We start from the raw sequence: 16,089 nt of genomic DNA on the forward strand, positions 1-16,089 counted from the left end.
GCGCCTCAACGTCCCAGCGTCACCTCACCGCTGGAGGGCACGTCCACCACCCGCACCTCGGGGCCTCCCGGCGTCTCCACATGGAACGCCCCCCACACCAGCGTGTAGCGCCCGGGTGGCAGGCCAGTGACGACGACCTGCTCGGAGCGTGGCTGGTAGATGAGGTGCGCCCAGCGTGAGCGCATCAGCTCCTGCGCCGGCGGATTGCTCGTCACCGGGACGTCCCCGGCCACCACCCACAGCGCCTTGCCGCGCTCGGGCTTGAGCTGCACGGTGAGCGACGCGCTGCCCGGCGCGGGCCCCAGGTCCAGGTGCATCTGCGCGCCACCCACCTGGACCACCAGGGCGGGCTCGCCCGCGAAGTCGCGTCCCGTGCCCAGCATGAAGCGATAGCTGCCGGGCGCCACGTCGACCGAGTAGGCCCCATCCGGCCCGGTGACGATGTTGAGTGGCTCGCCCCGGTCTCCGTTCACCGCCTCGATGCCGATGCCCGCGGCGGGCTGGCCTCCCGGCAGGAACACGCGACCGCTCAACCGCGTCGCCTGCTTCAGTGTCAGCTCCAGCGCTGCGCCACTCCCACGCTCCACCGCCTGCGTCCCACTCAGCCGCCCCTTGCGCGCGGACACGGTGTAGCGGGCCACATACGGCGGACTCGCCAGCGTGAAGGTGCCGTCCGGGCCCGACATCACGGACTCGTCGCACACCTCACAGGACACCACGGCGTCCGCCACGGGCCCGCCGCTCGCGTCCCGCACCCTCCCGCTGATGCTCGGCAGCTTCTCCAGCACCAGGTCTCCCAGTTCGGCAGACACCGGACGGTCCACCATCAGCGGCTCGTAGCCGGAGGCATCGACCGCGACGATGACGCGGTCTCCCGCCGTGGGCAGGGGCAGCTCGAAGCGACCGTCGGGGCTGTCCACCTGATGCTCGTCCATGCGGAAGCGGCGCACGGGCGCGCCGTCATTGCCCACCACGCGGCCGCGGAACATGTCGCGCTTCTTGAGCACCACCTTCACCGGAGGCCCGCCCGCCTTGCCCTCGGCGCGCTCCGTCTGGTCGTAACCGGAGTGCTTCACCTCCAGCCGGTAGCCCCGGTCGGGCCGCAGCGAGCGGAACTCGAAGTGGCCGCGCGCGTCGCTCACCACGGGATCCGCGCCGCGAGGCACCACCGACAACGCGGCCCCCGCCACCGGCGCCCCTTGCGTGTCCACCACGTCGCCCGTGAGCGGCGCGCCGGGCTTCAGCTCGGCCTCCAGCTTCAGCGTCTGCCCCTCCGTCACCGTCACCTGCTTGCGCTCGGAGGGCTGGAAGTCCGGATGCGAGGCCACCATCGAGTACGTCCCCTCCGGCATCCCGCGCATCGGCACGACGCCGTCGGGCCCCGAGGAGCGGTCGCTGCGGAAGATGCCCTCCTGGTCCACCCAGAGCACCACGTCCGCGCCCTCCACACGTCGGCCCCCGGAGGACACCGTCACCTCCACGGAGGCATGCGGCTCCAGCGGCAGCTCGACGTCCTTCGCGGGTGCCGTCACCTTCACCTGTCCACCGCCCCACTCGGAGTGGTGCGCGTGCAGCTCGTACAGGCCCGGCGTGGGCACCGACGCGGAGAAGTGCCCGTCCCCATCGGCGAGCACCGTCTCCCCCGTCGGCTGGACCAGCACCGACACGCGCGGCGCGGGACGGCCGTACACGTCCATCACCCGTCCGGTGATGAGCGTCGCGCGCTCCAGCTCCAGCTCCAGCGAGGTCTCGCCCTTGCCCACCCGCGCGGGGAGCTGCGCCTCGCGGAAGCCCTCCGCCTTGCCCTCCAGCACGTATTCGCCGACGGCGAGCGGCCCCAGTTCCACCAGCGCGCCCGTGCTCGCGCGCTCCCGGCGGACGACTTCTCCGCGCGCGGTGCGCAAGAGCAGCTCCGGCGACGGCACGGGCTCGCCCGCCTCGTCCACCACCGTGACGAGCAGCTTGCCGGCCTCCTCCAGCTCCAGCGTCACCTGCGTGACGCGCGCCTCCAGCGTCAGCGTGCGCGGAATCGAGCCCAGTCCCGGTGCCTCGGCCGTCACCACCAGCTCATCCGGATACAGGCCGGTGAAGCGGACGACCTCACCCTCCGTGCGCAGGTCGCGCGACAGGTGGTCGCCGCGCACTCGCACCGTCGCGGCCGCGGGCTGGCCCTCGCGGGTCACTCGGACCTCCAGCGTCCTCGACGGTGTCAGCTGCAGGCGCACGGGCTGGGAGCCCGCCTCCACCAGGGACTCGACGGCGGGCAGGTAGCCCTCCGCCATGGCCAGCACGTAGAACGGGCCCTCGCCCAGCCCCTCCAGCGAGAAGGCACCATCCGCTCCGGACCGCGCCTCGAAGGGCAGCGGTACCCGTCGAGACACCGCGTACACGCGCGCCTCGCGCAAGGGCTGTCCGGACTCGTCCACGACCTGGCCGAGGATGGAGCGCAGCGGCGGCAGGAACAGCTCCACCGGGTCACCCGGCGCGGCCCGGTCCCTCAGCGCGACACCCAGGCCGGGCGCGCGGGCCCACACGGAGAAGGACACGCCGACCAGGTGCTCGAAACGGAAGCGTCCCTCGGCGTCCGTCCGCGCCGTTGCCCGGGGACTGAGGAAGCCGCGCTGCTGCTCGAAGAAGGCCAGCGTGTGCAGCGTCGACTCACGCGCCGGACAGGACAGGAGCGCCTGGTCGCACTCGTCACAGCGCACGTCCACCAGGGTGCGCTCCGCGCTGGCCGAGAGGAACACCTCCGCGTCCGGCACGGGCCGCCCCGAGGCATCCAGGACACGGCCGGTGAGCGCCAGGCCCTCCTGGCTCCCGGAGGTGACCTCCACGGCGGAGAACTCGGGAAGTGACCTGGACGTCGCGCCCAGGGACGCGGACGCGCGGAAGTCTCCAGGCGCTCGCTCCGAGCGAGACCAGAGCCAGGCGGCCCCAGCCACCACGAGGGCGGACAGAACCCCTATGAGAATCCAGTTGCGCATGCGCTCGTCACGAGGACCTTAGCCCGCGGCGGGCCCGGCAACGGCCGATTCCCACCGGAAATTCCGGACCCAGTCCTCTCCCCGACGCTCTCCCCCACTCCACGTCGTCCCCAGCGCAGTGGGGCGACAACGTCACGCAGCCATCACTGCTTCGTGTCGTCCTCGAGTGCGTCCAGGCGCTTCTCCACCTGCTCGAAGCGCTCGTTCGTCGTCTCGCTCAACGAGCCCAACAGCCGGGCCATGCGCCCGACATTCGTCTCCATCCGATGGAAACCGTCCGACACCGTCCGGACGACGCCGACCACGGACTCCATGGTCGTCATCATCAAGCCCATGCTCTCTTGCGTCGCGCCCAGGGACAGCTGCGTCGCGCCCAGGGACACCTGCGTCGCGCGCAGAGCCGCCTGCGTCTCGCTCAAGGCCGCCTGCGTCGCGGTGATGGCCTCCTGCATCGCGCCCATGTTCGCCTGCATCGCGCCCATGTTCGCCTGCATCGCGCCCATGTTCGCCTGCATCGCGCCCATGTTCGCCTGCGTCACGGACATGCTCTCGCGCATCTCGCCCATGTTCTTCAGCATGGAGCCCATGCCCGAGGCCAGGATGCGCGTGTGCATCCGCGAGGACTTCATCTCCTCGCGCAGCTCCACCACCTCACCCATCAACTTCACCATCACGTCCCTGCCCGCCGCCCTCGCCACACGACCTCCCGTGACATCCTGACGGGACCCTACGCGGCGGGTCTGACGTGAGCTGGCGGTGCTCGGACGACGGGTGCGCGTGCTCATGGCGTGGCCTCCCTCACTCCTCGGCGAAGGGCTGGATGGCCTGCGCCACCGCGAGCTCCTGGCGGGCCTCGCTCAGCTCGGAGTTCGTCGCGCGCAGCCGATCGCTCAGCACCTGCACGAAGCTCCAGAGCATCTTCACCGCGAGGATGGACTCGCGCTTCATCAGCCCCATCAAATCAGGCCGGGAGATGACCATGGTGCGCGTGGGCTCCGTCGCCCTCACCGTCGCCGAGCGCGGCGCGTTGTCGATGAGCCCCATCTCCCCGAAGTGGCCGCCCGAGCGCAGCTCGGCGATCTCCACCCCGTTCTTCTCGATGGCCACCCGGCCCCGGATGACCACGAACAGCTCCTCGCCCGGCTGCCCCTCCACCACGATTTCACGCCCCGCCGGATACGTGCGCGTGGTCGCGATGGACAGCACCGCCGTCTGCTCCTTGTACGTGAGGTGACGGAACAGCGGAATCTTGCGCAGCGCCTCCATCCGCGACTGCGCCTCGCTCGACTCCTCGCTCGCCAGCGCGGCGCTGTCCCCGGCGATCTTCACCACCACCGCGGTGATGTTGTCCTTGCCGCCCCGCTCGTTCGCGATGTCGATGAGCCGCTTGGGCAAATCCCCCGGCGCCAGCCCCGACACCAGCGGCAACAGCTCCTCGTCCTCGACGTACCCATGCAGGCCGTCCGAGCACAGGACGAACATGTCCCCGGGCACCAGGTCCACGATGAGCGTGTCGACCTGGACGGACTCCTGGATGCCCACCGCGCGCGTAATCACGTTGCGGTACTGCGAGGTGGCCGCCTGCTCCTTGGTGATGGTGCCAGCCTTCAGCTGCGCGGCGACCAGCGTGTGGTCCTCCGTCAGCCGGTGACACTGGCCGTGCCTCACCAGATAGACGCGACTGTCACCCACATGACCGATGACGGCCTTGTTGCCCCCCACCGCGAGGCACACGAACGTCGTCCCCATGCCCCGCTTCGTCGAGTCCGACATCGCCGTGCGGTAGATGTCCGCGCACGCGCGCTGCACGGCCACCTCCACCAGCGCCGCCGCCGCCGAGCGGCTGTCCGCCGTGGGGTTGTTGCCCAGGTCCTTGAGCAGGTGCCGGTTCGCGGTGATGTGCTGCTTGACGACCTCGGTGGCGCGATTGCTGGCGACCTCGCCGGCCGCGTGCCCGCCCATGCCATCGGCGACGACGTACAACCCGAGCGACACGTCCACCAGCATCGCGTCTTCGTTGTGCTGCCGCTTGCGGCCGACGTCGGTCAGTCCGAAGGCTTCTGTGGTCAAGGCCACCGCGAACACTCCCGTGTGTGACTGTAGGCGACTTCGTACGTTACGCAGGCCACTTGAGACGTGGCAAGGCTCAGGGAGCCATCCGTACGGAGAGCATCCGGACAAAACCGCTTGCCGTGTAGAACGCGAGTTCCACCTGTCCAAAGCGCAACCGCGCGCCATCCTCCAGCAGAACGGGCTTGCGCGGGGTGAGCCGGACGCCCCCCATCCACGAGCCGTTCTTGGAGCCGGCGTCCGTCAGCAGGAAGCCCGCCTGGGCCTCGTCCCGGGCGAACCAGGCGTGGAAGCGCGACACGCTGCCGTCATCCAGCACCACGTCGTTGTTGCCCGTGCGCCCCACCGTGATGCCCCGGCCGAAGGCGTTGCTGCGGGCCTTCACCACCGGGAAGACCACCGACTCGCTCGCCCCCAGCGTCGGGGGCCCCGCGTTCGTCACCGTCTTGAGACGGTACTCCTCCTGCTCCACCGGGCTGTCGTCGGCGGGCGAGGGGGAGAAGAGGAGCAGCCCGGGCGGCAGCTGCCGCTCCAGGTCGCCCCGGTTGCGCAGGTACCGCGAGACATGGGCGCTCAGAAGCTCGGGCATAAGGGCGGCGCGGGAAGGGGGAGGTTCCCGCGCACCCCAGTCTACGCGGACTTCACCGCCAATCCATGAACAACCCGACCATCGGGCCACCCACGAAACCCCGGCCCAGGTAGCGGCGCTTGAGGCCGAAGGGCTCGCCGTAGCCCACGGCGACGCCGGCGGCGACCTTGTCGAACTGGTAGCCAATCTGGATGCGGCCCTCGACGATGCCGGCCACGTTCTTGTCCGGCAGCGGGCCGCCGTCGAACTTGGCGCCATAGAAGACCGGGCCGCCCGTCACCTGGAACCCCCAGTGCGCGGCGTTGGGCAGCTGGTTGCGGTAGCCGAAGCCCACCTGCGCGGTGTGCTCGTAGTAGGCGCCCAGGTTGGTCTCGGGCTTGCCCGCCTTGGGCGTGGGCATGCGCGCCCCCCACCCCAGTCCGCCCTCCACCAGGAAGACGAAGGCGTCCTTGCGGTCCTGGAAGAAGGTCAGCTCCCACTGCACCTTCAGCCGGGGCGTCAGCAGCGCATCGTTGTACGAGGTCCCCAGGAAGGCGCCACGCGGGAGCCAGAAGGGCGTGGGCGAGGTGTGCACGCGACGAGGAGCGCTCGTCATCGTCTGCGCCTGCGCCGTGGAGACCAGACCCAGCGTGAAAACCAGCAAAAAGAGGAGCTTGCGGTGCATAGAATCCATCTTTGCGCCACGGAGCGGAGCGCTTGTCAACGAAGTGTTCGTTTGGCTATGACGCGTTCGTTACCTGCGGATGGGCCCGGAGCCAGGTCGTACCTGGAGCCACCTGCCGTGGGGCACAAGGAGCGGGACACCGCATGCCAGTCGTGACAGTCCGGGCCAGCAGCAAGCAGAGCTCGGGTAGGTTCGACACCCTCGTCCGCAAGGCCACGGAGAAAGCCTCCGACCTGCTCGAGCAGAGTGATCGCGTCCTCGTCGTCTACGAGAAGGGTTGCGCCAGCATCTATTACGAGGGCGACGGCGTGCGTCCCCTCCCCGCGGCGCCCCGCGCGTCCTGAAGGGGCGTCCAGGCTCCGGCCCGACTCCGGGCCGTCGAGCTGGAACGTCGAGCCCGGCGGGTGTGTCCTGAGAGGACCGGTTCAACGGACCTCTCCCCTTCACAAGGAACCCGCGTGCGCTCGCTCCTGGTCGTCCTCGCCCTGACCCTCACCGCCTGCTCCACCCACCGAGCCCACGAGCGCGTCGCGTTCGCCGAGGGCCTGGCGGCCGGAGGTGCGCCGGGGACCGCCGTGCCGCTGGAGAGTCGCTCCATCATCCACCGGGCGTCCCTGACGCTGGAGCGGGACGAGCCCGAGTCGGGGCCGGCGCAGGCCGTCCAGCTCGCGAAGACGCATGGGGGTTACGCCGAGCACGTGACGACCCGTTCCGCGGTGGTGCGCATCCCCGCCGAGCGGTTGGACGGCTTCCTGGCCGCGGTGCCCGCGCTGGGCGAGGTGGAGCGCAAGAGCGTCTCCGCCAGCGACGTGACCGACGTGCACCGGGACTTGAAGGTGCGCCTGGCCAACGTGACGCGCATCCGGGAGCGCTACCTGGAGCTGCTCCAGCGCGCCGTCAGCGTCGAGGACACGCTCAAGGTGGAGAAGGAGCTGGAGCGAATCACGGTGGAGTACGAGACGCTCAAGGCGCGCCTGGAGGGGCTCGTGGGCGAGGTCGCCCTGTCCACCGTGAACCTCGACTTCGAGCGCCCCGTGCGCCCCGGCCCCGTGGGCTGGGTGTTCTACGGCCTGGGGAAGGCCGTGAAGTGGCTGTTCGTCTGGGACTGACGAGGCGTCACTCCTCGCCCAGCTTCCGGTAGAGCGTGCGGCGGTTGATGCCGAGGATGCGCGCGGCGGCGGCCTTGTTGCCGTTCTGCGCGTCCACGATTCGCCGCACGTAGGCCCGCTCGACGTCCTCCAGGGGCAGCTCCTCGCCGCTGGCCCGGGTGAACAGCGCCTGCATCCCGCCGTTGTCACCCGGCAGGTCGAAGTCCTCGGGCACGAGCGTGTCGTGGTCCGCCAGCGCCACCGCGCGCTCGAGCAGGTTCGCCAGCTCCCGGACGTTGCCCGGCCACGCGTGCGCCACCAGCCTGCGCATCGCCGCCGCGGACACCCCGAGCACCTCGCGCGATTGCGCGCCTCCCAGCCGCCCCAGGAAGAAGTCCACCAGCGGGACGATGTCCTCGCGCCGCTCGCGCAGCGGGGGCACCTCCAGGCGGATGACGTTGAGCCGGTAGTACAGGTCGGGCCGGAACCGCCCGTCGCGCAGCAGCTCCTCGAGCGGCCGGTTCGTCGCGGCCACCACCCGCGCGCGCACCGTCACCTCCGCGCTGGCGCCCAGCGGTCTCACCTTCCCCGTCTCCAGCGCCTGGAGGAGCTTGGCCTGCACCTCCAGCGACAGCTCCCCCACCTCGTCCAGGAACAGCGTCCCCGCGCCCACGGCCACGAAGACACCCGCGCGGTCCTCACGCGCGTCCGTGAACGCACCACGCCTGGCGCCGAACAGCTCGCTCTCCGCGAGCCCCGGTGGCAGCGCAGCGCAGTTGAGCTGGAGGAAGGGCTCCGCGCGCCGGGCACTCGACTCGTGCACCAGCCGCGCGAGCGCGCTCTTGCCCGTCCCCGTCTCCCCCGTGAGCAACACCGTCGAGTCCGTGCGCGCGGCCCGTCGCGCCATCTCCAGCACCTTGCGCATCGCGGGGCTGCGCGCCACCAGTCCCCCCGGCGCGTCCGTGGGCACCGCCGCGCGCAGCCGCACAATCTCCCTGCGCAGCTGACGCTCGCGGAACGCGCGGTCGATGGAGAGCACCAGCGCGTCGATGTTGAAGGGCTTCGTCACGAAGTCGCAGGCCCCCGCCTTCACCGCCGCCACCGCGAGCTCGATGCTCCCGAACGCCGTGATGAGCAGCACGAGTTGCCCCGGCCTCCGCGCGAGCACCGCCTCCAGGAACTCCGTCCCCCGCATCCGAGGCATCTCCACGTCGGAGATGACCAGGTCGAACGCCTCCTCCGCGCAGCGAGACAGGGCCTCCTCGGGGGACGTCATCCCCACCGTCACGTAGCCGCGCTCCGTGAGGCTCTCGCAGAGGAAGTCCACCACCGCCGCGTCGTCATCCAGGACGAGGATCCGCTGTCCACGCGCGCTCATTCTGCCTCCTCCTTCATGTCCTCGTCCTCGGCCGCTGGGAGCTGGACGAGGAACCGGCTGCCCTCGCCCGCTCGGGACGTCACCGAGACGGCGCCTGCGTGGTCCGCGACGATGGACTTCACCACCACGAGCCCCAACCCCGTGCCGCCCAGCTCCGTCCAGGTGCTGAAGAAGGGCTCGAAGATTCGCGCCTGTTGCTCCTCCTCGATGCCCACGCCCGTGTCCTCGACGCACAGGCAGACCCCTCGGCGCTCGGACAGCCCGGGAGCGCTCCGGAAGACGGACGGCGCCAGCGTCACCCGCACGCGACCTCCGCGAGGCGTGGCGCGCAGCGCGTTGGTGAGCAGGTTGAGCGCCACCTGCTGCACGCCGTCCCCATCCGCGAGGACGCGGGGCAGCGGGGCCTCCACCTGGAACTCCAGCGTCACGTCCCGCTTGCGAGCGTCGTGCTCGAGCAGTTCCACCACGGCGCGCACGGGCTGGTGGACATCGAGCACCTCCCGACGCGGAGGCTTGCGGCGCGTGAGGTCCAGGAGCTGTCGCACCGTCCGGGTGATGCGCTCGCACTGCTCCACCAGGATGCCCGCGTTGCGGCGCACGTCGTCGGGCAGCTCCGTCCTCGACGCGAGCGCCTGCGCCCGCCCACCGAGGATGAGCAGCGGCGAGCCAATCTCATGCGCCAGTCCCGCCGACAGCTGTCCGAGCGTGACGAGCTTGTCCACGCGGCGAAGCCCCGCCTCCATCGAGATGCGCGCCTCCGTCTCGACGTTGAGCCGGCCCCGCGCCTCGCCCAGCTCCTTCACCATCGCGTTGAAGGCATGCGCCATCTCCCCCACCTCGTCCTCGCGCTCCACCACCACCGTGGCGGAGAAGTCACCGCCGCGCACCGCGCGCATCGCCCGCACCACGCGCTCCAGCGGACGCTGGAGGTGGAGCCACAAGAGCAGCCACCCCACCACCGAGATGCCCGCGATGAGCGTGAGCACGGACAGCAGCGTCGACCGACGCGTCCGCTCCAAATCCATGCGCAGCCCATCCAGCGGATTGACCACCGCGAGCGCGCCCACCGTCCCGCCCTCGTCGCTGCGCAGCGGCACCACCACGGACAGGTGGGACAGGCCCTCCGGCCCCTCGAAGCGCGACGTCACGCCGTGCGCCTCCATCACCCGGAGCGCCTCCGCCTCGACGAGCGGCAACGTGCGCGAGCTCCCCAACGAGCGGGCGACCAGCCCCTTCTTCGCATCGAACACGAAGACGTCGACCGTGGGGTCCTTCACCTCCAACGACTCCAGCATCTCCCGCACGTCCGCGCCCTGCCCGTCCCTCAGCGCGTTCTCCATGGCCACCTGGAGCGCCGTGGCCAACAGCCGGGAGGACTCCTCCGTGGCCGTGCGCAGCTCGTGCTCCTCCCGCCGGAGCTGTCGGTACCCGTAGGAACCCAGGATGAGGGCGCTGGTCAGCGTCAGCCAGAGCCCCAGTTTGGTGGCGATGCGCACGCCGCCCACTGTGGCGAAAGTGCACAGATGATTCAATTCGCCTCGCTCCTACCTGCTCGCTGGGCGAGTTCACTCCCTGTGATTTCAATGAGTTGAGTACGCGACACGCTGGACCAGGACTTGCCCTGGTGCCCAGCCATGAAAAGGACCGTGCTCCTGGGCCTGCTGGCCCTCTCCTCCGCCTGCTCCAGCGCCGCCGCGACCACCGCCACCCCGGAGCGGCCTCCTCCCAAGACGCTGAAGGAGGGGGTGGTGCAGCTCGCCGAGGCCTCCCAGGCCTTCGTCACCGTCACCCCCGTCCAGCCCGATGCCGGCGGGGCGAGGCTCCAGGCGCCCGCGCGCGTGGCCTTCCGGGACGGGGCCGTGTCCCGGCTCGGCGCGCCGCTGGCCGGCCGCGTGGTGGGCGTGCACGTGCGCACCGGCGAGGTGGTGAAGCCCGGAGACCCGTTGGTGACGCTCGACTGCCCGGAGGCCGCGGCGGCGCGCACGGCGGTGGCCACCGCGGCGGCGGCGCTGCGCGAGGCGGAGTCCGGCTTCGAGCGTGAGCGGCGCATGTTCGACCAGGGCGTGAGCACGGAGCGCGAGCGGCTGTCGGCGGAGACGCGCCTGGCCGAGGCCCGCGCGGAGCTGGCCCGCGCCCAGGCCTCCGTGGGCTTCGTGGGCGCGGGGAGCGGCACCACTGTCGTCCTGCGCGCACCGCTGGCCGGCACGGTGCTCGCGCGCACCGCGACGGAAGGTGTCTCCGTGCAGCCCGGAGGCGAGCCGCTGGTGGAGGTGGGCGACGCCTCCGCGCTCTGGGTGGTGGCGGAGGTGTTCGAGCGGGATTTGCCGCAGGTGCGCGAGGGCACGCGGGCGAGCGTCACCCTGCCCTCGCTGCACGAGCCGCTCACGGGCCAGGTCGTCTCGGTGGGCGCGGTGGTCACCAGCGGCTCGCGCACGGCGCCGGTGCGCATCGCGCTGGACAGCCCGTCCAAGGGGCTGCGTCCAGGAATGTTCGGCCGCGCGCGCATCGACGCGGCCGAGGCCAGCCTGACGCTCCCGGTGGAGGCGGTGCTGCTGCGCAACGGGAAGGACTCCGTGGTGTACGTGCGGCAGGACGCTCGCACCTTCGTGCGCCGGCCCGTCGTCGTCGCCACGCCCGTGGATGGGCGCGTGCAGGTCATCGCGGGGCTGTCCGCGGGTGAGCCTGTCGTCACCCGGGGCGCGCTGCTGCTCGACGGCGCCGCGGACCAGCTGCTCTAGCGGAGACCGCACCCCATGTTGCGACGACTCATCGAATTCTGCGTCCGCAGCCGCCTGCCGGTGTTGCTGCTGACCCTGGGCATCGGCCTGTTCGGCGTGAAGGCCTATCTGGACACGCCCGTCGAGGCGTTCCCCGACGTCACCAACCTCCAGGTCAACGTCATCGCACAGATGCCGGGGCTCGCCCCCGAGGAGATCGAGCGCCAGGTGACGGTGCCGCTGGAGCGCGTGCTCAACGGCACCCCGGGCATGCTCCAGATGCGCAGCGAGAGCCTCTTCGGACTGTCGCTCATCTTCCTCACCTTCGACGACGGCGTGGACCCGTTCAAGGCGCGCACCATCGTCGGTGAGCGCCTGTCCAACGCGGACCTCGCCGACGCAGCCGACGTGCGGCTCGCGCCGGAGGCCACGCCCCTGGGCAAGGTGTACCAGTTCCGCGTCCTGAGCGACCGGCACACCCTCACCGAGACACGCTCGGAGATGGAGTGGAGCATCGCGCGGCACCTGCGCCAGGTGCCCGGCGTCGCCGACGTGCTCAGCCTGGGCGGCTTCCTCAAGGAGTTCCACGTCCAGGTGGACCCGTCGCGGCTGCTCGCGCACGAGCTGACGCTGGCGGACGTCACCGAGGCCCTGGAGCGCTCCAACCGCAACGTGGGCGGAGGCTTCCTGCGCCAGGGCGACCAGGAGCTGCTCATCCGCGGCGTGGGCTACCTCAAGGGCGCCAAGGACGTGCAGGACATCGTGCTCAAGAGCGAGGACGGCACGCCGGTGACGGTGGGCGACGTCGCGCGCGTGGTGGCCTCCCACACGCCGCGCCGGGGCACGGTGAGCCACGACCTGGACATGGACGTCACCGAGGGCGTCGTCCTGCTGCGCCGGGGCGAGAACCCGAGCACGGTGCTGGAGGGCGTGCACGCCAAGGTGAAGGAGCTCAACGGGCAGGTGCTGCCCAAGGGCATGCACATCGAGCCGTTCTATGACCGCAACGTGCTCGTGGGCCAGACGCTGTCCACGGTGCACCACAACCTGCTGCACGGCGCGCTCCTGGTGGTCGCGGTGGCGTGGCTGTTTCTGCGCAGCATGCGCTGCTCGCTCATCGTCGCGTCCGTCATCCCGCTGGCGCTGCTCACGGCCTTCATCGGCCTGCGCATGGTGGGGCTGCCCGCGAACCTCATCTCCATGGGCGCCATCGACTTCGGCATCCTCGTGGACGGCGCGGTGGTGCTGGTGGAGAACGTGCTGCACGAAGCGGGCGTGAAGCGGCCCCGGAAGCGGCGCGAGATGCTGGGCCTCATCATCCACTCGGCGCTCGACGTGGCCCGGCCCACCTTCTTCGCCATGGCCATCATCATCGCGGCCCTCATCCCCGTCTTCACCCTGGAGCGCGTGGAGGGCCGCATCTTCCGTCCTCTCTCCCTGACGTACAGCTTCGCGCTCGTGGGGGCGCTCGTCTTCGCGCTCACGGTGGTGCCCGCGCTGTGCGCCCTGCTCTTGAGGCCCAAGGACGCCGAGGTGAAGGAGCCCCGGCTGCTCGTCACCCTGCGCGAGTCCTATGCGCGCGCGGTGACCTGGCTGATGCCGCGTCGCACACTGGTGTTCGGTTCCATGGCGGCGCTGGTGGTGCTCACGGGAGTCGTGGGCTCGCGCGTGGGCAGCGAGTTCCTGCCCGAGCTGGACGAGGGCGACATCAACGTCTTCGTGGAGATGCCCGCGAGCATCTCCCTGGCCAAGGGCGCGGACATCCTCCTGGAGGTGCGCAAGCGCCTGTTGGACTTCCCCGAGGTGAAGGAGGTGCTCGTCGAGCAGGGCCGCCCGGAGGACGGCACCGACAACGAGGCCGTCAACATGGGGAAGACGTTCGTGCGCTTCACGCCGTCGGAGACGTGGCGGGACGGCTGGAACAAGGAGCGGCTGGTGCGCGAGATGCGCGCGTCGCTGCTGGAGATTCCGGGCGTGAGCTTCAACTTCTCGCAGCCCATCAAGGACAGCGTGGAGGAGGCCATCAGCGGCGTGCGCGGGAAGGTGGTGCTCAAGGTCTTCGGCACGGACCTGGAGGCCATGCGCGGCACGCTGGAGCGCGCCGTCACCGCGCTGCAGGGCGTGGAGGGCGTGGTCGACCTGGGGCTCTATCGCGACTCGAGCGTGCCGCAGCTCCAGGTGGTGCTGGACCGGCAGGCGCTCGCCCGCGCGGGCGTGGACGTGTCCACGGCGCAGGACCTGGTCGAGACGGCGCTGGGCGGCAAGGTGGTGACGGAGCTGTGGGAGCAGGAGCGGCCGGTGCCCGTGCGCGTGCTGTTGCCCGGCACCGAGAAGGAGGACGAGTCGCGCATCGGCGACATCCTCGTGCCCACCGCGGGCGGAGGACACGTCCCGCTGCGCGAGGTGGCGCGGCTGGAGAAGGCGCTGGGCCGCGCGAGCATCAACCGCGAGGCGAACAGCCGCACGCTGGCGCTGAAGTTCAACGTGGAGGGACGTGACATGGGCTCCACGATTCAGGAGGCCATGGCCACGGTGGAGCGCGAGGTGACGATTCCCGAGGGCATGTTCCTCAAGTGGGGCGGCGAGTTCGAGAACCAGGAGCGCGCGCTCGGGCGACTGGCGGTCATCGTGCCGCTGTCGTTCCTGGTGGTGTTCGCGCTCTTGTACGCGGCGCTGGGCTCCATGCGCAGCGCGGGCGCGGTGCTCGCGGGCGCGCCGTTCGCCATGTGCGGCGGCGTGCTGGCGCTGGCGCTCACGGGGATTCCGCTGTCCGTCAGCGCGGCGGTGGGGTTCATCACCCTGCTGGGCCAGGTGTGCCTCGCGTCGCTGCTGGTGGTGAGCGCGGTGGATGACCGGCGGAAGCTGGGCGAGGCGTTGGAGACAGCCCTCCCGCGCGGCGCGGCGAGCCGGTTCCGCGCGGTGTTGATGACGGCGCTGCTCGCGATGCTGGGGTTGATGCCGGCGGCGCTCTCCAGCGGCGCGGGGAGTGAGACGCAGCGCCCGTTCGCCATCGTCATCATCGGCGGACTGGTGACGGCGGTGCTGGTGTCGCTGTTCGCGCTGCCCGCGTTCTACTCGGTCATCGTGGGGAACCGGAGCCCCACGGCCTCCTCGGAGGAGGACGAGGACGCCGGGGACTCGGGCGTGACGCACGTGGTGCCGGGCGCGGGCCATGAAGCGGGCAAGGCCGAGGGGGTGGCGGCATGAAGCGCCTCGTGTCGATGTGGGGATTGTGCTGGGCGCTGACTTCGGTGGGGGCTCGCGCGGAGGAGTCGGCCGCCGTGCCCCCCGAGGTCATCACCCTGCCCCAGGCCCTGGAGTTGTTGTCCAAGGACAGTCCGTGGATGGCGGCGGAGCAGGCCCGGGTGGGCGTGGCGGAGACGGAGCGCATCGCCGCGGGCATCCTGCCCAATCCGTCGTTCAACTATGGCGGACAGCGGCTGTTGCACGGGGCCAACACGGGCTCGTCGATGTCGCATCAGTTCACGGTGGAGCAGCCGTTGCTGCTCTTCGGGCAGCGCGGCGTCCGACGAGAGCTCGCCGAGCGGAGCGTGGCCGCGGAGAAGGCGCGGGTGACGGCGTCGCTCGCGGAGCGGGAGCTGTCGGTGCGCGAGGCCTTCGCGTCCCTGCTGTCGAGCCAGGAGGCGCTGCGGTTGCTGGAGGAGACCTCCGTGGACCTGGGGCGTGTGGAGAAGGTGGTGAAGGGGCGAGCGGCCGCGGGTGACTCCAGCCGGTACGACGTGGAGCGCATCGAGGTGGAGGGACGCACGCTGGAGGTCGAGGTCCTCAACGCGAAGGCCAGCGTCGACGATGCCGCGGGGCGGCTGGCGGCGCTGCTCGGTCGACCGGGCTGGAGCCCTCGTGCCTCGGGGACGCTGGGGGCGACGGGCCCCCTTCCGGAGCTGGGCCGACTGTGGGAGGCGAGCGTGCGGCAGCGGCCGTCGTTGGTGGCGGCGCGGCAGCGGCAGTCGGTGGCGCAGGGCGGGCTCGCGGTGGCGAAGCGGGAACGGATGCCGGTGCCCTCGCTCGAGGCGGGCGCGGTGGTGACGCGGCGGGAGGACAGCACCATCGGGTATCTGGGGCTGTCGCTGCCGATGCCACTGTTCGACCGGAACCAGGGGGCGATTGCTCGCGCTTCGGCGGAGGTGGACGCGGAGACCCGGGCGCTGGACGCGGAGGTCGCCGAGGCCCGGGCGGAGCTCACCCGCGCGCACGCAGTGCTGGCGGGCAGGCACCGCGCATTGGCCACGCTGGAGCGGGACGTGGTGGAGCGCCTGCCCACGCTGCGGCGCATGGCGGAGGACGCGTACCGGGAAGGACGCGGGAGCATCCTGGAGCTGCTCGACGCGTTCCGCTCGCTGAAGGACCTGCGGCTGCAACACCTGGAGCAGCGTGAGGCGGTGCAGCAGGCGGAGGCGGCCGTGCTCTTCGCCTCAGGACTGGAGACGCTCACCCAGGTGCCTTGAGAGGAGCCGTGCCCGCGAGCGCTCCTCCTCGCGGGCACGGCATGTCTCAATTCCTGTCGAAGAGCGGAAGCTCGCGCTGGGACGCTCCAGCCGTGGCGGAAGCAGGGTCGGCGAAGTACGGTGGGTCCTCGAC

At 71.1% G+C, this 16,089-nt stretch carries 12 protein-coding genes; 5 read left to right on the forward strand and 7 right to left on the reverse strand.

The annotated features are described in order from the left end of the window. Positions 1 to 5 precede the first annotated feature (5 nt). From AC6JA9_RS26135 to AC6JA9_RS26155, 5 genes are all read right to left on the reverse strand, one after another. Positions 6 to 2,984, reverse strand: coding sequence for a carboxypeptidase regulatory-like domain-containing protein (locus AC6JA9_RS26135; RefSeq protein ID WP_223785544.1), 2,979 nt, complete (start codon positions 2,982 to 2,984; stop codon positions 6 to 8). Between the two features lie 143 nt (positions 2,985 to 3,127). Beyond that, a complete protein-coding gene (locus AC6JA9_RS26140; protein WP_497958008.1) occupies positions 3,128 to 3,682 on the reverse strand; it encodes a hypothetical protein in 555 nt (184 codons plus the stop codon). Positions 3,683 to 3,782: 100 nt separating this feature from the next. Further along, on the reverse strand, positions 3,783 to 5,069 hold the full coding sequence (locus AC6JA9_RS26145) for a Stp1/IreP family PP2C-type Ser/Thr phosphatase (RefSeq protein WP_141326419.1): 1,287 nt from the start codon (positions 5,067 to 5,069) through the stop codon (positions 3,783 to 3,785). Positions 5,070 to 5,130: 61 nt separating this feature from the next. Continuing rightward, positions 5,131 to 5,643: an FHA domain-containing protein gene (locus AC6JA9_RS26150; RefSeq protein WP_141326421.1), complete on the reverse strand. Its 513-nt coding sequence runs from the start codon at positions 5,641 to 5,643 to the stop codon at positions 5,131 to 5,133. 52 nt (positions 5,644 to 5,695) lie between these two features. Next, positions 5,696 to 6,307, reverse strand: coding sequence for a hypothetical protein (locus tag AC6JA9_RS26155; protein ID WP_223785542.1), 612 nt, complete (start codon positions 6,305 to 6,307; stop codon positions 5,696 to 5,698). A gap of 143 nt (positions 6,308 to 6,450) precedes the next feature. Between AC6JA9_RS26155 and AC6JA9_RS26160 the strand changes: the two genes are divergently transcribed. Beyond that, positions 6,451 to 6,651 (forward strand): hypothetical protein, encoded by a 201-nt coding sequence (locus AC6JA9_RS26160; protein WP_223747511.1) that lies wholly within the window; start codon positions 6,451 to 6,453, stop codon positions 6,649 to 6,651. A gap of 114 nt (positions 6,652 to 6,765) precedes the next feature. Then, a complete protein-coding gene (locus AC6JA9_RS26165; RefSeq protein ID WP_408890022.1) occupies positions 6,766 to 7,416 on the forward strand; it encodes a DUF4349 domain-containing protein in 651 nt (216 codons plus the stop codon). A 7-nt stretch (positions 7,417 to 7,423) separates the two neighbouring features. On the opposite strand, the gene AC6JA9_RS26170 is transcribed toward AC6JA9_RS26165, so the two are convergent. Together AC6JA9_RS26170 and AC6JA9_RS26175 are read right to left on the reverse strand one after the other, a co-directional pair. Next, entirely contained in the window at positions 7,424 to 8,773 is a 1,350-nt protein-coding gene (locus AC6JA9_RS26170) for a sigma-54-dependent transcriptional regulator (protein ID WP_267700516.1), read from the reverse strand. After that, complete coding sequence (locus tag AC6JA9_RS26175) at positions 8,770 to 10,269, reverse strand: sensor histidine kinase (protein ID WP_223747509.1); 1,500 nt, start codon at positions 10,267 to 10,269, stop codon at positions 8,770 to 8,772. The genes AC6JA9_RS26170 and AC6JA9_RS26175 overlap by 4 nt, the downstream gene beginning before the upstream one ends. 138 nt (positions 10,270 to 10,407) lie before the next feature. Between AC6JA9_RS26175 and AC6JA9_RS26180 the strand changes: the two genes are divergently transcribed. The 3 genes from AC6JA9_RS26180 to AC6JA9_RS26190 are packed head-to-tail and all read left to right on the forward strand — an operon-like array spanning position 10,408 to position 15,956. After that, positions 10,408 to 11,511 carry an efflux RND transporter periplasmic adaptor subunit gene (locus AC6JA9_RS26180; protein ID WP_473569083.1) on the forward strand — a complete coding sequence of 368 codons (1,104 nt, stop codon included), beginning with the start codon at positions 10,408 to 10,410 and terminating at the stop codon, positions 11,509 to 11,511. A 15-nt stretch (positions 11,512 to 11,526) separates the two neighbouring features. Further along, on the forward strand, positions 11,527 to 14,697 hold the full coding sequence (locus AC6JA9_RS26185) for an efflux RND transporter permease subunit (protein ID WP_497958009.1): 3,171 nt from the start codon (positions 11,527 to 11,529) through the stop codon (positions 14,695 to 14,697). Beyond that, positions 14,694 to 15,956, forward strand: coding sequence for a TolC family protein (locus AC6JA9_RS26190; RefSeq protein ID WP_267700512.1), 1,263 nt, complete (start codon positions 14,694 to 14,696; stop codon positions 15,954 to 15,956). The genes AC6JA9_RS26185 and AC6JA9_RS26190 overlap by 4 nt, the downstream gene beginning before the upstream one ends. Positions 15,957 to 16,089: the final 133 nt, after the last annotated feature.

The sequence above is a fragment of the Myxococcus sp. MH1 genome (assembly GCF_059738865.1).

Coding starts and splice junctions, on each gene's coding strand:
- AC6JA9_RS26135 (WP_223785544.1), bottom strand. CDS start 2,984: ATGCGCAACTGGATTCTCATAGGGGTTCTGTCCGCCCTCGTGGTGGCT.
- AC6JA9_RS26155 (WP_223785542.1), bottom strand. CDS start 6,307: ATGCACCGCAAGCTCCTCTTTTTGCTGGTTTTCACGCTGGGTCTGGTC.
- AC6JA9_RS26190 (WP_267700512.1), top strand. CDS start 14,694: ATGAAGCGCCTCGTGTCGATGTGGGGATTGTGCTGGGCGCTGACTTCG.
- AC6JA9_RS26150 (WP_141326421.1), bottom strand. CDS start 5,643: ATGCCCGAGCTTCTGAGCGCCCATGTCTCGCGGTACCTGCGCAACCGG.
- AC6JA9_RS26185 (WP_497958009.1), top strand. CDS start 11,527: ATGTTGCGACGACTCATCGAATTCTGCGTCCGCAGCCGCCTGCCGGTG.
- AC6JA9_RS26170 (WP_267700516.1), bottom strand. CDS start 8,773: ATGAGCGCGCGTGGACAGCGGATCCTCGTCCTGGATGACGACGCGGCG.
- AC6JA9_RS26180 (WP_473569083.1), top strand. CDS start 10,408: ATGAAAAGGACCGTGCTCCTGGGCCTGCTGGCCCTCTCCTCCGCCTGC.
- AC6JA9_RS26160 (WP_223747511.1), top strand. CDS start 6,451: ATGCCAGTCGTGACAGTCCGGGCCAGCAGCAAGCAGAGCTCGGGTAGG.